The 14,904-nt window shown below is 57.6% G+C and carries 14 protein-coding genes; 7 read left to right on the forward strand and 7 right to left on the reverse strand.

The features are described from left to right. Positions 1-5 precede the first annotated feature (5 nt). The 4 genes from rpsI (at position 6) to HY788_24010 (ending at position 3,148) form a co-directional block, all read left to right on the forward strand. Positions 6-398 carry a 30S ribosomal protein S9 gene (gene rpsI, locus HY788_23995; protein MBI4777206.1) on the forward strand — a complete coding sequence of 131 codons (393 nt, stop codon included), beginning with the start codon at positions 6-8 and terminating at the stop codon, positions 396-398. Between the two features lie 187 nt (positions 399-585). Further along, on the forward strand, positions 586-1,623 hold the full coding sequence (locus tag HY788_24000; protein ID MBI4777207.1) for an N-acetyl-gamma-glutamyl-phosphate reductase: 1,038 nt from the start codon (positions 586-588) through the stop codon (positions 1,621-1,623). Between the two features lie 16 nt (positions 1,624-1,639). Next, positions 1,640-2,404, forward strand: a complete 765-nt coding sequence (gene truA / locus HY788_24005) for a tRNA pseudouridine(38-40) synthase TruA (GenBank protein ID MBI4777208.1) — start codon at positions 1,640-1,642, stop codon at positions 2,402-2,404. Between the two features lie 15 nt (positions 2,405-2,419). Further along, the gene (locus HY788_24010) at positions 2,420-3,148 is read left to right on the forward strand and encodes an NTP transferase domain-containing protein (protein MBI4777209.1); all 729 of its coding nucleotides are present in this window, start codon (positions 2,420-2,422) and stop codon (positions 3,146-3,148) included. 112 nt (positions 3,149-3,260) lie between these two features. On the opposite strand, the gene HY788_24015 is transcribed toward HY788_24010, so the two are convergent. Beyond that, positions 3,261-3,461 (reverse strand): hypothetical protein, encoded by a 201-nt coding sequence (locus tag HY788_24015; GenBank protein ID MBI4777210.1) that lies wholly within the window; start codon positions 3,459-3,461, stop codon positions 3,261-3,263. A 168-nt stretch (positions 3,462-3,629) separates the two neighbouring features. On the opposite strand from HY788_24015, the gene mutL reads away from it, so the two are divergent. Next, the gene (gene mutL / locus HY788_24020) at positions 3,630-5,426 is read left to right on the forward strand and encodes a DNA mismatch repair endonuclease MutL (protein MBI4777211.1); all 1,797 of its coding nucleotides are present in this window, start codon (positions 3,630-3,632) and stop codon (positions 5,424-5,426) included. 3 nt (positions 5,427-5,429) lie between these two features. Further along, positions 5,430-6,359, forward strand: a complete 930-nt coding sequence (gene miaA, locus HY788_24025; GenBank protein ID MBI4777212.1) for a tRNA (adenosine(37)-N6)-dimethylallyltransferase MiaA — start codon at positions 5,430-5,432, stop codon at positions 6,357-6,359. On the opposite strand, the gene HY788_24030 is transcribed toward miaA, so the two are convergent. The 3 genes from HY788_24030 to dusB form a co-directional block, all read right to left on the reverse strand. Further along, positions 6,356-7,294 (reverse strand): glycosyltransferase, encoded by a 939-nt coding sequence (locus HY788_24030; GenBank protein ID MBI4777213.1) that lies wholly within the window; start codon positions 7,292-7,294, stop codon positions 6,356-6,358. The genes miaA and HY788_24030 overlap by 4 nt on opposite strands. Before the next feature lie 114 nt (positions 7,295-7,408). Then, positions 7,409-9,157, reverse strand: a complete 1,749-nt coding sequence (gene ispH, locus HY788_24035) for a 4-hydroxy-3-methylbut-2-enyl diphosphate reductase (protein ID MBI4777214.1) — start codon at positions 9,155-9,157, stop codon at positions 7,409-7,411. Beyond that, a complete protein-coding gene (gene dusB / locus HY788_24040; GenBank protein MBI4777215.1) occupies positions 9,147-10,130 on the reverse strand; it encodes a tRNA dihydrouridine synthase DusB in 984 nt (327 codons plus the stop codon). The genes ispH and dusB overlap by 11 nt, the downstream gene beginning before the upstream one ends. Before the next feature lie 192 nt (positions 10,131-10,322). Between dusB and HY788_24045 the strand changes: the two genes are divergently transcribed. Beyond that, complete coding sequence (locus HY788_24045; protein MBI4777216.1) at positions 10,323-11,840, forward strand: shikimate dehydrogenase; 1,518 nt, start codon at positions 10,323-10,325, stop codon at positions 11,838-11,840. Positions 11,841-11,868: 28 nt separating this feature from the next. Here the strand turns inward: HY788_24045 and HY788_24050 are convergent, their stop codons facing one another. The 3 genes from HY788_24050 to dctP form a co-directional block, all read right to left on the reverse strand. Next, positions 11,869-13,158 (reverse strand): TRAP transporter large permease, encoded by a 1,290-nt coding sequence (locus HY788_24050; protein MBI4777217.1) that lies wholly within the window; start codon positions 13,156-13,158, stop codon positions 11,869-11,871. A gap of 2 nt (positions 13,159-13,160) precedes the next feature. After that, positions 13,161-13,643, reverse strand: a complete 483-nt coding sequence (locus tag HY788_24055) for a TRAP transporter small permease (protein ID MBI4777218.1) — start codon at positions 13,641-13,643, stop codon at positions 13,161-13,163. 184 nt (positions 13,644-13,827) lie between these two features. Next, the gene (gene dctP / locus HY788_24060; GenBank protein ID MBI4777219.1) at positions 13,828-14,847 is read right to left on the reverse strand and encodes a TRAP transporter substrate-binding protein DctP; all 1,020 of its coding nucleotides are present in this window, start codon (positions 14,845-14,847) and stop codon (positions 13,828-13,830) included. Positions 14,848-14,904: the final 57 nt, after the last annotated feature.

Here is a 14,904-nt window from a genome sequence, read left to right on the forward strand (position 1 = left end):
GGGTCTTGCCTACGGAAACGTACTACGCAACGGGAAAACGAAAATCGGCCATTGCCAGGACATGGCTCAAGCCGGGTACGGGAACCATTGTTATCAACAAACGTCCCATGAACGAATATTTTCGTCGAGAGACGGCCTCCATGGTCGTGCGTCAACCGTTCGAGATCACCAATACCCTCGGAAAGTTCGACGTGATCGTCACCGTGAAGGGTGGCGGCATCTCCGGACAGGCCGGGGCTGTGAAGCACGGCATCAGCAAGGCATTACTGACCATTGATCCGAGTCTCAGACCCATTCTGAAAAGGTCGGGTTTTATTACAAGGGACGCCCGCGTCAAAGAACGGAAAAAGTACGGGCAAAGGGGCGCGCGCGCGCGATACCAGTATTCGAAGCGATAGGCTCGACACGTCCGGATTCTCGGCCGAAGAAGGAGGGACGCATATCCCTCCTTTTTTCGTCTGTCTTCCGTACGATTCTGCAAGAGGTCTGTAACGCGTCGGGAAACCCGCCCTCAAGCACGTCCCTCGGACAGCGCTTCTTTTCGGGCGCCTTTTGGTGTAAGATGGCTGACAGGGAGAGGATGTAATGGTCAAGACCGCCGTTATCGGAGGTTCCGGATATACGGGCGTCGAGCTGATTCGGCTCCTGAGCGCCCATCCCGACTTGAAGCTCACGTGTGCGACGAGTCGTCGATACGAGGGAAAACCCATCGAGGATGTGTTCCCTTCTTTGAGACGAATCACGGACCTCGTCTTCTCCGCTCCCGACCCATCCCAGGTGGCCCGGTCGGCGTCGGTGGCCTTCACCGCCCTTCCCCATGAGACGGCCATGGAATTCGTTCCGAAACTGCTTGACCAGGGCCTCAAGGTCGTGGATCTGAGCGCCGATTTCCGGCTGAAAGACGCGGAAGTGTATGGAAGGTGGTATCAGCCCCATTCCGCTCCCCTGCTCCTGGAAGAAGCGGCTTACGGATTACCGGAAATCCATCGGGACGCCGTGCAAAACGCCAGGCTGGTGGCAAACCCCGGATGTTACCCCACCAGCACGATCCTGGCCCTGGCGCCCCTCCTCCGAAACGGTTGGATCGATCCGGCCACGATCATCGTCGACTCGAAGAGCGGAGCAAGCGGGGCCGGGCGCGGCCCCAGCATGGCGACCCTCTATTGCGAAGTGAACGAAGGCTTCAAGGCATACAAGATCGGGGAACACCGCCACACGCCGGAGATCGAGCAGGAGCTTTCCCTCCTGGCCGGCCGGCCCGTGACCATCAGTTTCACCCCTCACCTGGCGCCCATGAATAGAGGCATTCTGACGACGACCTATGCGAGCCTGACGGCGGACATCGAGGAGCAGCTTCTCTTCGAACGAGCGCGGGCGTTCTATGATAACGCTCCTTTCGTTCGAGTGCTTCCGCCGGGCCATTTTCCCAGTACGTCCTTTGTCAACGGCTCGAATTATTGCGACATCGGATACAAAATCGATCGCAGAACTCATCGGATCGTCGGCGTTTCCGCCATTGACAATCTGGTCAAAGGCGCCTCCGGGCAGGCGGTCCAGAATATGAATCTGATGCTGGGGCTGGAAGAAACCGCGGGCCTCCGCATAGCGCCGTTGTACCCCTGAGCAGGAACGTTGGTCCGTGATCGGCGCCGAAAGAATCATCAAGCTGGTTCTCGAGTATGACGGCGGCGCTTACGCCGGATGGCAACGCCAGAAGGGGATCGTCACCATTCAGGAAGTCATCGAAACCGCTTTGAGGACCATGCTCCATGAGCCGGTCACCCTGCACGGCTCGGGCCGTACGGATGCCGGCGTCCATGCGACGGGTCAGGTGGCCCATTTTGTGACCGCCGCAACCTACGAAGCCGGCGTCTTTCAGAACGCATTGAACGCGCTGCTGCCGCCGGACATCGCGGTAAAGGAAGCCTCCGAGGCGCCTTCAGGGTTCCATGCCCGCTATTCGGTCCAATCAAAACGATATCATTACCTGATCTGCAACCGCTTCGTTCGCCCCGCGTTGATGCGGGATCGAGCCTGGCACGTGCGCGTTCCCTTGGATCTGGAAGCTATGGCCGGCGCCCTCGAGTCCATCGAGGGAACGCACGACTTTTCGGCTTTCCAGTCAGCGGGCAGTTGCGCAAAAAGTCCCGTGCGGACGATTTTCCAGCAATCCCTGTCAGAGGATGCCAACGGCATGGTCTGCGTCGCGCTCAAAGCGGATGGATTTCTGCGGCACATGGTAAGAAACACTGTCGGAACGCTGGTTCAGGTGGGCGGACACGCCATTACACCATCGGATTTCACTCGCGTGCTGACCGGAAAGGACCGATCCCGCGCCGGTCCGAAAGCACCCCCCCAGGGTCTCTATCTCGTTGAAGTGGAATACGGACAACACAGCGACTAAGTAAGGAGTTACGGAATGAAAGGCGTTATTTTAGCAGGGGGATTGGGCACCCGGCTGTATCCTTTGACACGCATAACCAACAAACATCTGCTGCCTGTTTTCGACAAGCCCATGATCTACTACCCCATACAAGCGCTGGTAAACGCCGGGATAAAAGACATTCTGATTGTCACTGGAGGCAACAACGCCGGGGATTTCTTGAAACTCCTGGCCAATGGAAAAGCATTCGGCCTCAAGCATCTCAACTATACCTACCAGGAAGGGGAAGGCGGCATCGCCGACGCCTTGAAATTGGCCGAGTATTTCGCCGACAATGACAGGATCTGCGTGGTGCTGGGGGACAACATCATTGAGAACAACATCGCGCAGGCAGTGCGAGATTTCGAAAAGCAGGAGCGTGGAGCTAAAATCCTGCTGAAAAAAGTCCCCGATCCCGAACGGTTCGGCGTACCCGTGCTCGAGAGGGACCGGGTCGTGCGAATCATCGAGAAGCCACAAACGCCACCGTCATCCTATGCGGTGATCGGTATCTACATGTACGGTCCCGACGTGTTCGAAATCACCGGGGCGCTTAAACCTTCCGCTCGGGGAGAACTGGAAATCACCGACGTGAACAATGCCTACATCGAACGAGGTCAAATGAGTTGGAGTGTGCTGGAGGGCTGGTGGACGGACGCAGGAACCTTCGATTCCCTGTTGAGGGCCGGTAACCTGGTGTCCAAGACGGGCGCCAACAAACTGTAGTGTTTCCGGCTTCCCGGCTTTGGCCCTGAACTCGCTGCGCGCCCGCCGACGCGGCCGAATAAACGGTCGGTGGTCTGCCGGTCCGCTTGCACCGGATGGCGCTTTTCATCCGTCAAGATGACGTTGATTGCGCCTGCGTCTTCTCCCCTCGGTCCGTTTCCTTGTGCGGCTTCGACCGGATATTCTCCCTCACCACTCGATTGACCAGCAGGTAGGCTTCTTCAAACGTACTGGTACTGAGTCGCCCGGTCTCGATAAACTTGACAATAATCTCTTTCGTTGCTTTCAGAACAGCTTCTTCCCGGGGATCCATAGCCCGCTCCTATCCGATTTAAAGGGTCCCCGCTTGGGTGTGGAAGAAGGCAACCGATTGAAGCGGGGACCCGAGAGTTAAGAAGAACCCTTTGGGAGCCCTCCTTGGTGTTTAGATATCACATGCCCGAGGGCTTGACAACATCCTGCCCATCCAAGGAACGCGCCTATGCCGAAGATTCATATCTTACCCGAAATCCTGGCCAATAAGATCGCGGCCGGCGAAGTCGTGGAACGGCCGGCCTCCATTGTAAAGGAACTGCTGGAAAATGCCGTCGACGCCCGAGCCGGTCACGTGGTGGTGAACATCGAGGGAGGCGGGCGAAAACGCATCGTCGTGACGGATGACGGAATGGGTATGGAGCCGGACGACATGTTTCTGGCCCTCGAACGCCACGCTACCAGCAAACTGGCTACCGAAGCGGACCTCTTTGACATTCGGTCGCTTGGTTTCAGGGGCGAGGCCCTCCCGAGCATCGCCTCCGTGACGAACCTGACCATGGAAAGCCGCGTCCGGGAACTGGACGTGGGCCGGCGCATCACAGTGCAGGGAGGCGTGATACGCACCGTCGAAGAAATCACCATGCAGCCGGGCGCCCGCATCACCGCTTCCAGGCTCTTTCACAACACTCCCGTCCGACTGAAATTTCTGAAGAGCTCCCAGACGGAAATGGGTCACATCACGGACATGTTTATCCGCACGGCGTTGCCGTTGACGGAAATCCACTTCCGACTGGACGTCGATGGAAAACCGAACCTGGAATTCCCCTCGGGCGCGTCGCCCAAAGACCGGCTGTATATTCTTTGGGGGCGGCAGTTGGCCCAGCGGGCGGTCGCTTTCTCGTCGGACACGGGCGATCCCCGTGTGTCGGGATATCTCGTTCCCCCTGAAGATTCCCGCACAGCCCCACGGCATGTGTACGCGTATGTGAACGGGAGGTGGGTGCGTGACCGGTTGCTTCACAAGGCGATCCTGGACGCTTACCGTCCGTTCCTGACCAAAGGACGCTATCCCATGGCCCTGCTGTTCCTTGAGGTGAATCCTGCAAGAGTGGATGTCAATGTCCACCCCACCAAAGCGGAGGTTCGATTTACCGATCCTCAGCGGATCTATCACCTCGTTGTGTCGAACTTAAAAACCGCGTTGGATGCTCACGCGCGGTCCGAGCTCCTGCCTCGGGACGTTCCGGAAATTGAGCCGTGGCAAGTTGGACAAAAGCGGGACTATCACCCGATCCGCTTTCAGGAGGCATCGGGAGGGGATCGGAACCTTCGAGGTTCTCGGAGTAACCTGCATATCAGCGAACCGGCCCGACCGGCGGTCGTCCCGGCCCCTCGAGTTCCCGAAACGTCTTCTCCCCAATATCGTTTGCAGGAAAGCTCCTCCCTCCCTTTGGTCAAGGTCCTGGGTCAGTTGGGCAAAAGCTACATTCTCTGCGAAACGAGGGAAGGCCTCCTGATCTTCGATCAACACGCCGCCCACGAACGGGTCACATACGAAAAACTGAAACTGGACGCCGCAAAGACCTCGGTGTCCACACAGATGCTCCTCACTCCCGAGGTGGTGGAACTGAGCCCCAAGGAATTTGCACGGATCCAGGATCTCCGGGAAAACCTGAACGCCGTGGGACTGGAAGTGCGCCCGTTCGGCGAGCGCAGTATCATCGTACGGCAAGTGCCCGCCCTGTTGAAACAGGTCGATGTGACCGCATTGATAAACGAACTCCTGGACGATACCGCCGAGACGCCGCCTGCTTCCGGCGACGCAGGGCCTCTCGATCCCGTCCTGATCGTGATGGCCTGCCACGGGTCGATTCGATCCGGACAGGCCCTTGCCCGTGAAGAAATGGAAACTCTGGTCCGCGAAGTCCTCTCATTGGACAGTCCTCTTCACTGCCCCCACGGCAGGCCCATCTGGAAAAAAATCACCTATACGGAATTGGAAAAGGAACTCAAAAGAAGGTAAACCGTGGCCATCCCGAGTATCGGCATCATAACCGGCCCAACCGGAGTGGGAAAGACCGAACTGGCCTTGAGCGCGTCCGAATTTCTGAATGCCGAAATCGTCAATGCCGACTCCATGCAGATCTACCGTTACATGGACGTGGGTACGGCCAAGCCGACCGTCGACGAACGCAAGCGGGTACCCCACCATCTCATCGATGTGAGAGATCCGGACGAAACCTGCGACGCATCCACATACCGTCGAATGGCCGACGAGGCCATACGGCGGATTCTCGAAAAAGGCAAGCGCGCCCTTCTGGTGGGCGGAACGGGACTCTATATCAAAGCGCTCTTGCACGGCCTGTTTCCGGTGCCGCCCAAATCCGCCACGGTCCGCGCCCGGCTGAAAGACGAGGCCAACCGGAAGGGGCTGGATGAATTGCACCGTCGGTTGCTGAACGTGGACCCCCTTGCAGCCCAACGAATCCATCCCAGGGACAGGGTTCGCATTGTTCGGGCCCTGGAAGTGTACGAAACCACGAAAACGCCCATAAGCCGCCTTCAAGCCGGGCATCGTTTTCAGGAATCCTCGTATCGGGTCGCCTACTGCGTCCTTTCCCGGCCCAAACCGGAACTATACGCCCGTATCGAGAACCGAACGGACCAAATGCTGGCCGAAGGATTGGTGGAAGAAGTGAAAAAGCTGAAGTCCATGGGATACGGCGCCGATCTCAAGTCCATGCAGTCCATCGGATATCGGCACGTGGCGCGCTACCTGGAGAACGAATGGTCTTTTGAAGAGGCAACCCGGTTATTGAAGCGGGACACGAGACGCTACGCCAAACGGCAGCTCACGTGGTTCCAATCGGTGGACGAAGCCCGGTGGTTCCACCCGGATGACCCCAAAGAACTCCTCGAACATCTTATGCGGTTCTTCGAAGCGGAAGACGGCTAACCGGTGTCGCCTTTCGCTCGGCTCATTTCGAGGCCGTCCAGGTTCGTACCTCCCCCATCCGTATCGACCTGTCCATCGGGGAGTGCCTGCATTCCCGGGCCATTGGAAGGTCGTTCCTGGTGATCCGGTAGAAGCTTTTGAGCCTGGAGGGCTTCTTCCAGCTTTCCCCGCTTCAGACATCCTTCCGCGTAAATCCGGGTTTTCCTCCGCAGCGTCTCCAATACCCAGCCGGTTTGCTCTATGGACAGAACATTCGCGGACAGGAGCTTACTCAGCGAATGAATGCGAAGGCGGTCCAGAGACGGCACGGTCCGGGAAAGCTGATCCGAATGTCCGCCCCGCTTGATCGTGAGCGGTTCGTCTATCAACGCCACCGGATGGCGGCATGCCACCCGGAGCCATAAGTCGTAGTCTTCGCACGCTTCCATGGAGGTGTCGAATACGCCCACTTCCTCTAATAGACTTCTGCGCAGCATCACCGCGGACGGGCTCACCATGCACCGTTCCAGGGAGATTCGAAAAATATTCCCGGACCGTTTCTTGTGATAGGCTTTGGGATTGACGCGTCTGCCTTTGCGAATCCAGACCTCTTCCGTCTGGCAGATAAGGGACTTCGGGCGCATCCGAAAATGAGCCGCCTGAACCTCGAGCTTTCGATCGAGCCACAGATCGTCCGAATCCAGAAACGCGATCAACGGCCCCCGGGCCGCTTCGATACCGAGATTGCGCGCCGCGCTTACACCGGAACGTGCCTGAACGAGCACCTTCACGCCGGCCCCGAAACCTTCGAGCATTTCTCGGGTGCCGTCCGTCGAGCCATCATCCACCACAATGAGCTCGAAGTCACGGAACGTCTGGTCCAGTACGGAACGGACGGCCTCTTCCAGCCGGCTCGCGCGGTTGTAGGTGGGAATGATTACCGATACAAGGGGCATCTTTGCACAACGGCCAACGCCTGAACAAGGAAACGGGGACCCGGGGTTAGGGATCGGATCGCAGGGCCGTCTTCATTCAGTCAGGTGTGATTGTAGGTTTCCCGGTCGGAGCCTCTATCCGAAAAGACCCGAGTTAAACAGATACGCGACTATGCCCGCCAATACGAAGTTGCTCTCTACCGTCAGTTCAAAGGCGGGACCGGGGGTGAACTTGCGTTTGCCGAAAAGCCAGAGGTAAGTCAGGGTGTACGGGCAACAAAACCCGAAGATCACCGGCAATCCCCTTCCCCAGCCCAGAAGTGCGAATCCGATCAGCAGGGCCGCCAGCAGCACCAGAATCATGTTGAGGATGTGCAGGGTCTTCTGTTCACCCAGAAGCACCGGCAATGTCTCCTTGCCGACGATCATATCCCCCTGGACATCGAGCAACTCGAAAAAGGCCGATCTCACCAGAACCAGCCCGACCACCACTGTAAACGCCGACACGAAAGCCGCCGGGTCGGGGAATCCCGTTGTCAGGGCCGGAAGAAACGTAGTGACCACACCCCAACCCAGAGCGATGGAAACACTCTTACTACCGGGTATGTCCTTGAATCTCCGGTACGGAATGCTTCGTCGAAGCGCTCTCGGAACCGGCAGAACGCTATACAGCAGACCCCCTATCATCACCAGCAGCGCGGCGGCCAGCACCGCCATGCCCAGCCGGTATGCCATCCATACGACCGCCAGTTGAGCGACGCCTCCACTGATAACGAACCAGAATTTATATCGATTGAAAAAGCGGATGCGTTCCGGATCGTTGAACTGGCCCGCGTCCCGATCCAGAAGGTGGTTGATGATATGAAGGCTGTAGAGGAAAAGAAACGAAATGAGCATCAGTCGGAGTTTGGCGGGGGAACTCGTCAGCCCCTGCGCGGTCATACTCGCGTACGTCAATCCGGCGCCGCAGAGGGCCACATAAAGATTGCTCTGCAGCACAAACTTCAGGAAGCGAAATCCCTGCGAGCGCCAGGCGGACTCCGTACTCCCCCGCATATTCTGCAGCTTCTGAATGACTTTCTTGATCATCCAGTTGGGCGTGGAGGCCCCGGCCGTCACGCCTACCACGTTGAGATGGGAAAGTTTCTCCGGTTCAAGTTCTTCATCCGTCTCCACGTGGAAGGTTTCCACTCCGGACTCGCGGGCGATTCGAGCCAGGCGTCGCGTGTTTCCACTATTATAGCCCCCTACCACTACCATTCCGTCCACATGAGGGGCCATCGAGCTGACTTCGGCCTGGCGCTCACGGGTAGCCCCGCAAATAGTGCGTTCCACCTTGACCTCATGAAAATAGGATTCGGCGAACTGAACCAGATCGTCAAACTGTTCGTGATGCTGGGTGGTCTGGGCCACGATAACGACTTTTTCAGTAGGAGCAAGAGATCTTAGTTCCTCTTTTGATTGCACCACCAGACCCTTGGCGTGAGTGAATCCGAGCAATCCGACTACCTCGGGGTGATTTGGGTCTCCGGAAATGACGCCCTTGTAACCCCGTTTGGCGTATTTATCCAGAATCATCTGGGCTCGGAGCACGTGCGGGCACGTGGCGTCAATAACCCGAGCTCCCCGTTCCTCGATACCCTTCTTGATTTCAGGGGGAACGCCATGGGCTCGGATAAACACCGTTCCTCCTTTAATCTCATCCAATGTCTCGACCGGTTCAACGCCTCTGTTCTTGAGCAGCTCCAGCACCTGGGGATTGTGAATGAGCGGGCCGAAGGTGTACAAGGGCTTTTCCGTGTGACCGGCCTCCTTGAGCACGAGGTCGAGCGCTCTTCGGACTCCCATGCAGAAACCGGCGGTCTTGGCGAGTTTAACCTTCATGAGCGGCTCCCTCTGCAACGCGTCCAAAGTATCCCGCCAGGGCGGCGAAGAGGGGTTCTTCATCCGTGACTCGGCCGATGCTTCCGCGAAAATCCGAACTGCTGGGCAGGCCCCTGGTATAATACATGATATGCCCTCGTAACTTTCGTGCGGCTCTTTTTGCGCCGAACACATCCTTCAACAACTCATAATGAAACCGGATGGTTTCCTCACGCTCGTCCAAAGAAACGGGTGCGGGAATCCGCCCCTCCATCAGAGCCCGGGCCTCCCGAAAAAACCAGGGGTTGCCCACGGCGGATCGTCCGATCATAACGGCGTCGCATCCGGTTTCATGCATCATCTCCAGGGCCTGATGCGGCGTCTGAATGTCTCCATTGCCGATAACCGGTATCCCGATTTCCCGCTTGAGGCGTTCGATCATGGACCAATCCGCGGCGCCCGAAAAAAACTGGCCGGCGGTTCGAGGATGCAGAGTGACGGCGTCCACTCCTTCTTGATCAGCCATGCGACCCACTTCCAGATACGTCAGATGATCCGGATCCCACCCGGCGCGGGTCTTGACGGTGAAAGGACAGTCGACCTCCCGGCGGACTCGTCGGAGGATGCGCCCGAGCAGATTCAAATCTTTCAGCAAAGCCGCACCGGATCCGCCTTTCGTGACCTTCCGAACGGGGCAACCCACGTTCAGGTCTATGATGTCGGCCCCCAGCTTCTGCGCAATGGATGCGGCTCCGGCCAGGATCTCCGGATTGGATCCGAACAACTGGACCGCAAGCGGGCGTTCTTCCGAATTCGAGTGAAGGTATCTGAGTGTCCGGCCGTGACCTTGAACCACTCCGTTGGAGCTGACCATTTCGGTAAACGCCAACCCGCAACCGAACTTCCGGGTCAGCAGGCGAAAGGCCGAATCCGTAAAACCGGCCATGGGCGCCAATAGGAAGGGAACTTCGAGTTGGATACCGCCTATACGCATGACGCCACTGTATGCTCGTTGCCCCCCGGATGCAAGTCGAACCAAGCATAAGTTTTTAATCTGAAATTACCTTGACAGACCTCGACAGCGATGTCTAGATGGCGGCAAATTTGGAGGTCTCAGGATGACCTATCCTACCGGGATGTTTCCCTCAGACCCTCGAAACGCCCCACGCTTCTCGGAGTTGCTGACTTGATCTGCCTGACCTTAACCGAAAAGACCACCCGGGACGCCGTCCGGATCATGGAAGAGCTGCTGCCGGAAGTCGACCTTGTCGAGGTACGGGCGGATCTGCTTCAGGATTTGGATATGGAAGCCCTGCTCCATGCCGGAACGAAGCCCGTCATATTTACCGTCAGACGGCCCGAGGAAGGCGGCGCCTTCACCGGTAGCGAAGAAGAGCGCATCGAACTGCTGGTTCGCGCCAAACGTTCCGGTGCAGCGTACGTTGACGTGGAATGGCTTACGCCCCAGGAGCAGCGCTCCCGCGTACTGTCAAGCCCGGGCGACGCCAAAGTAATTCTCTCGTTCCACGATTTTGATGCAACGCCCGTGGATCTGTTCGCTCTTTTTCGGGACATGGCGTCCCAGCGTGCGGATGTGATCAAAATCGCCACTTTTGCACGCAATCTCGAAGATAATTTCCGGATTTTCCGCCTGCTCCAGCATATGAAGCATAACGTTGTGGCCCACGTCATGGGCGATCTGGGCTACATCAGCCGGATCCTGGCCCCCAAATTCGGATCGCTCTGGACCTACTGCTTCAAAGACGGCCGCTCAAAAGCCGCTCCCGGTCAGATCAGTCTGGATACCTTGCTGGATGTGTATCACGTTCATCGGATCAAACCGGACACCAAGGTCTACGCTTTACTCGGAAATCCGGTGGCGCATTCGTTTTCACCTCACATGCAAAACGCCGCATTCCGTCACGCGAACATCAACGCGGTGTACGTTCCCATGCAGGTCACGGATCTGACCTCCATCCTCGCCTTTTTCAAGGAAATCGACATGCAGGGTTGCAGCGTCACCATTCCTTTCAAGGTCCGCATATTGGACGTTCTGGACGAGGTCGACGACCTGGCCAGGCGCATGGGCGCGGTGAACACCGTGTATGTGCGTAACGGCAAACTGATGGGGACCAATACGGACGGCATTGGAGCATTGCGTACCATCCAGGCTGCCGGCATTCAACTGACGGGTTCCAAAGTGCTGGTCCTCGGCGCCGGCGGGTCCGCCCGCGCCGTGGGATTTACTTTGGCCGCGGCGCGTCGTCTGAACGCCTTGACCTTTGTATCGCGTCGTTCGGATCAGGCCCAGATCCTTGTTAGAGAGCTTTCTCCGTACACCGCGACCCCGCTGTTCGCGAGCAGTTTTCAGCTATCGGATCTCGAGCGGGCGTTCGAGGACGCCGACCTGGTGGTCAACTGCACGCCCGTGGGAATGTTTCCCAACGAAGACGAAACTCCCGTACCGATCCATCTCCTCAGGGAACAACCCATCGTTTTCGATATCGTGTACAACCCGCTGATCACCCGATTCCTCAAAGAAGCCGCTGAATGCGGCTGCACCACTCTCACCGGCATAGACATGCTCGTTCATCAGGGTGCGGCTCAATTCGAGGCCTGGACGGGCCTGCGCGCTCCGTTTACCGTCATGCGGCATGCCGCCCTGAAGGCCCTTCAGGCGTCCGACCCGTCTTCGTCCAAATAACCTCCTCCTCTCCCCCGCCATACGCTTTTCAAGGCGAATACAGACCGAACCAGACGGCCGGCGCAATGCTCAACCGTGGCCAGAGAATCACGAGGATCAGCCCTGCGAGCATGGAGAGGAAGAAGGGTATGATGGCTACGGACACTTTTTCCAGTGTGGTATCCGCGAGAAAGGTCGTTATATACAGGTTCACCGCCACCGGCGGCGTGAACTGTCCCATGGCCAGATTGAAACACATGACCACGCCGAACCAGAGTGGATCCCAATTGAAATGGGCCATGAGCGGCATGAGGATCGGTAAAAACACATAGAAGATCGATATGGCGTCCAACAACATGCCGGCCACGAGCAAGAGGACGTTCACCAGCAGGATCATCAAAAGGGAGTTGTTTGTAATGGTGAGCAATGCCGAAGCCAATCGGTCGATGGAACCCACGGCGTCCGCCGTCCAGGCGAACAGGCCGGCAAAGGCCACGATGAGCATAACTACGGCGGAAGATACCGCTGAATCGAGCATGAGTTGGTAAAGGTCTCTCCATGCGATGGTCCGATACACCAGCACACCCACGAAAAGTCCATAAAAAACGGCCACCAGGGCGGCTTCCGTGGGTGTAAACAACCCTCCGTAAAGTCCGCCGAGGATGACCCCGGGGGCCAACAAACCCCAAAAGGCGTCCTTGAACGCCGCTCCGATCTCCCGCAGGTTTCCCCAACGCTCGCCGCCGTACCCTCTGCGTGCTGAGACCAGGAATGCGGGCACGATCAGACAAAGTCCCGCGATCAGTCCGGGAAAGATTCCTCCGGCAAAAAGTGCGGGCACGGAGGTTTCCGTAATCACGCCATAAACGATTAAGGCAATGGAAGGCGGGATGATAATCGCCGTCGAACCGGCGGCGGCGATCAGCCCGGCCGTGAACGCCCGGTCATATCCGAGGGCCGTCATCGCCGGAATCAGAACGGCTCCCATGGCCGCCGCGTCCGCCGGCCCCGAACCGGACACACCGCCGAAAAACACGCATACCAGCACCGCAACGATGGCCAATCCCCCGGGAATGGGTCCGACCAGAAGGCCGGCGAGATGCACCAGACGTCTGGAAATTCCGCACCGTTCCAGAATGAGTCCGGCCAAAATGAAAAAAGGGATGGCCAGAAGTGGAAAACGGGCGATGTTGGCATAGAAGGTAGGGGATATGCCGAGTATGCCCTGATCGAAGGCCCATATGACGAGGCAGGCCGTCGAACCCAAAGCGATGGCTATGGGAACGCCCAGGAAGAGCAGAACGATAAACCCGCCGAACAGAATCAGGCCGGGATCCATGGTTAATCCCTGGACAACTGGGGCCAGTTTCGGATCGAGGCCTGAACAGCCCGAACGATGACGGAAATCCCTCCGATCGGGATGGCGAGAGTGTAGTAGAACTGGGGAATGTCCAACGCCTGGGAACGGGTGTCCATGGCGATTTCGTCGGTGATTTGGTACAGCGTACACAAAACGATCACCGCACCCATGGTCCCAACAGTCAGAGCGAGGGACAGGACGGCGAGCGCTTTCCGAGTCGCCTCCGGGGCCCGTTCACGAAGCAGGGACAGTCCCAGATGGGCATTCCGTTTGAAGCCCACCGCCGCCCCCATAAGTGTAATCCAAACCATCATCGAGAGCAGCAGTTCTTCCGTGTACGCCAGAGAATAGCCCAGATAGCGGGTGACCACGTTGGCGAATCCCAGGAGCGCCATTCCGCTCATCAGCAATACACAGACCCATTCCTCGAGGTTGGCCAACATCCATCGGCAGCGGGATCGCATCACCGTCCCTTTCTGAAGGCCTGAAAACCCGAAACAAGAACCCTGTTCAAATAGGACATTCCCTCGCCCCGGCCCTCCCCAGGGGGTGAATAATGATTCGCCCTACGAACGCGTGTCCGCCAATATTCCGAGCCCACCACGCGATCCCTGGGCAACCCGGATGAACCGGGAAGCCGGCAACGACCTACCGATTGGCTTCCACCGTTTCGACGGCTTTCTTTACAAGCTCTTCCCCGATTCTCGGCGTCCAGTCGTCCCACACCGGTTTCACTACGGCTTTAAATGCAGATAGATGCTCCGCTGTCGGCTCGACCACCTTCATCCCGTTTTCCTCGAGCAGTTTCAAGGCCGACAGGTCGCCGGTGAGCCCCTTCCGAGCCTCCTCCACTTCCCAGGCGCACGCGTTCAGCGCCGCCGTTTTCAGGATTTCCCGATCTTCGGCCGAAAATCCTTCCCACACCTGCTTGTTGACGCCCAGGATCAACGGATCGATCGTGTAATGCCAGAGCGTGATGTAGGCATGATATTGCCAAATCTTATACGGAACGATCACCACGTTGACGGGATTTTCCTGTCCGTCCACCGTGCCCTGCTGAAAAGCCGTCTGCGCGTCTCCCCAGTTCATTAGAACCGGGTTCGCGCCCATTGCTCTGAACGTATCCTTAAAGATGGGTGAACCCACGGCCCGAATTTTCAGTCCGTGCAGATCTTCAGGCTTCACGATGGGTCGAACCCGGTTGGTGATTTCACGAAATCCGTTTTCACCCCAGCCCAGACAGACGACTCCGGCTCGTTCGATCTCGGCGAAAAGGGCTTTCCCGACTTCTCCTTCCTTAACCGCATCCACTGATTTGTAGTTGGGAAAAAGGAACGGCAGCGAAAACAGGTTCAATTCTTTCATCTGGGGCGACCAGTTGATGGTCGATCCAACGGCAAAATCCGCAACCCCCTGCCGGAGCAGCATGAATTCGTTGGTCTGTATGCCGGCGAACAGCTTTCCGGCAAAGTAACATTTGATGTTGATTCTCCCCTGGGTAGCCGCTTTCACCTCGTCGGCGAACTTCTGTCCCAACTCTCCCCAAGGCGAACCGGGGCCCACTACGATAGAAAGTTTGTACTCGGGCTTGTAGTCGCCGGCAGTCGCCGGAGCAACCAACACCAACATCAACACCACGGCCAAAACGGACCCTGCATGTGTTTTCATGACCCCTACTCCATCTTTGGTATCCGTCAAAATGGTTATCCGCGAACACCGCAAGGA

Source organism: Deltaproteobacteria bacterium, from assembly GCA_016208165.1.
Classification (GTDB): domain Bacteria; phylum Desulfobacterota; class Desulfarculia; order JACQYL01; family JACQYL01; genus JACQYL01.

What these genes read in the sequence shown, in the direction of transcription:
- HY788_24010 (MBI4777209.1), top strand. Translation starts at nt 2,420, where the DNA reads ATGAAAGGCGTTATTTTAGCAGGGGGATTGGGCACCCGGCTGTATCCT.
- ispH (MBI4777214.1), bottom strand. Translation starts at nt 9,157, where the DNA reads ATGAAGGTTAAACTCGCCAAGACCGCCGGTTTCTGCATGGGAGTCCGA.
- HY788_24015 (MBI4777210.1), bottom strand. Translation starts at nt 3,461, where the DNA reads ATGGATCCCCGGGAAGAAGCTGTTCTGAAAGCAACGAAAGAGATTATT.
- dusB (MBI4777215.1), bottom strand. Translation starts at nt 10,130, where the DNA reads ATGCGTATAGGCGGTATCCAACTCGAAGTTCCCTTCCTATTGGCGCCC.
- HY788_24050 (MBI4777217.1), bottom strand. Translation starts at nt 13,158, where the DNA reads ATGGATCCCGGCCTGATTCTGTTCGGCGGGTTTATCGTTCTGCTCTTC.
- dctP (MBI4777219.1), bottom strand. Translation starts at nt 14,847, where the DNA reads ATGAAAACACATGCAGGGTCCGTTTTGGCCGTGGTGTTGATGTTGGTG.
- mutL (MBI4777211.1), top strand. Translation starts at nt 3,630, where the DNA reads ATGCCGAAGATTCATATCTTACCCGAAATCCTGGCCAATAAGATCGCG.
- HY788_24055 (MBI4777218.1), bottom strand. Translation starts at nt 13,643, where the DNA reads ATGCGATCCCGCTGCCGATGGATGTTGGCCAACCTCGAGGAATGGGTC.
- HY788_24030 (MBI4777213.1), bottom strand. Translation starts at nt 7,294, where the DNA reads ATGCCCCTTGTATCGGTAATCATTCCCACCTACAACCGCGCGAGCCGG.
- HY788_24000 (MBI4777207.1), top strand. Translation starts at nt 586, where the DNA reads ATGGTCAAGACCGCCGTTATCGGAGGTTCCGGATATACGGGCGTCGAG.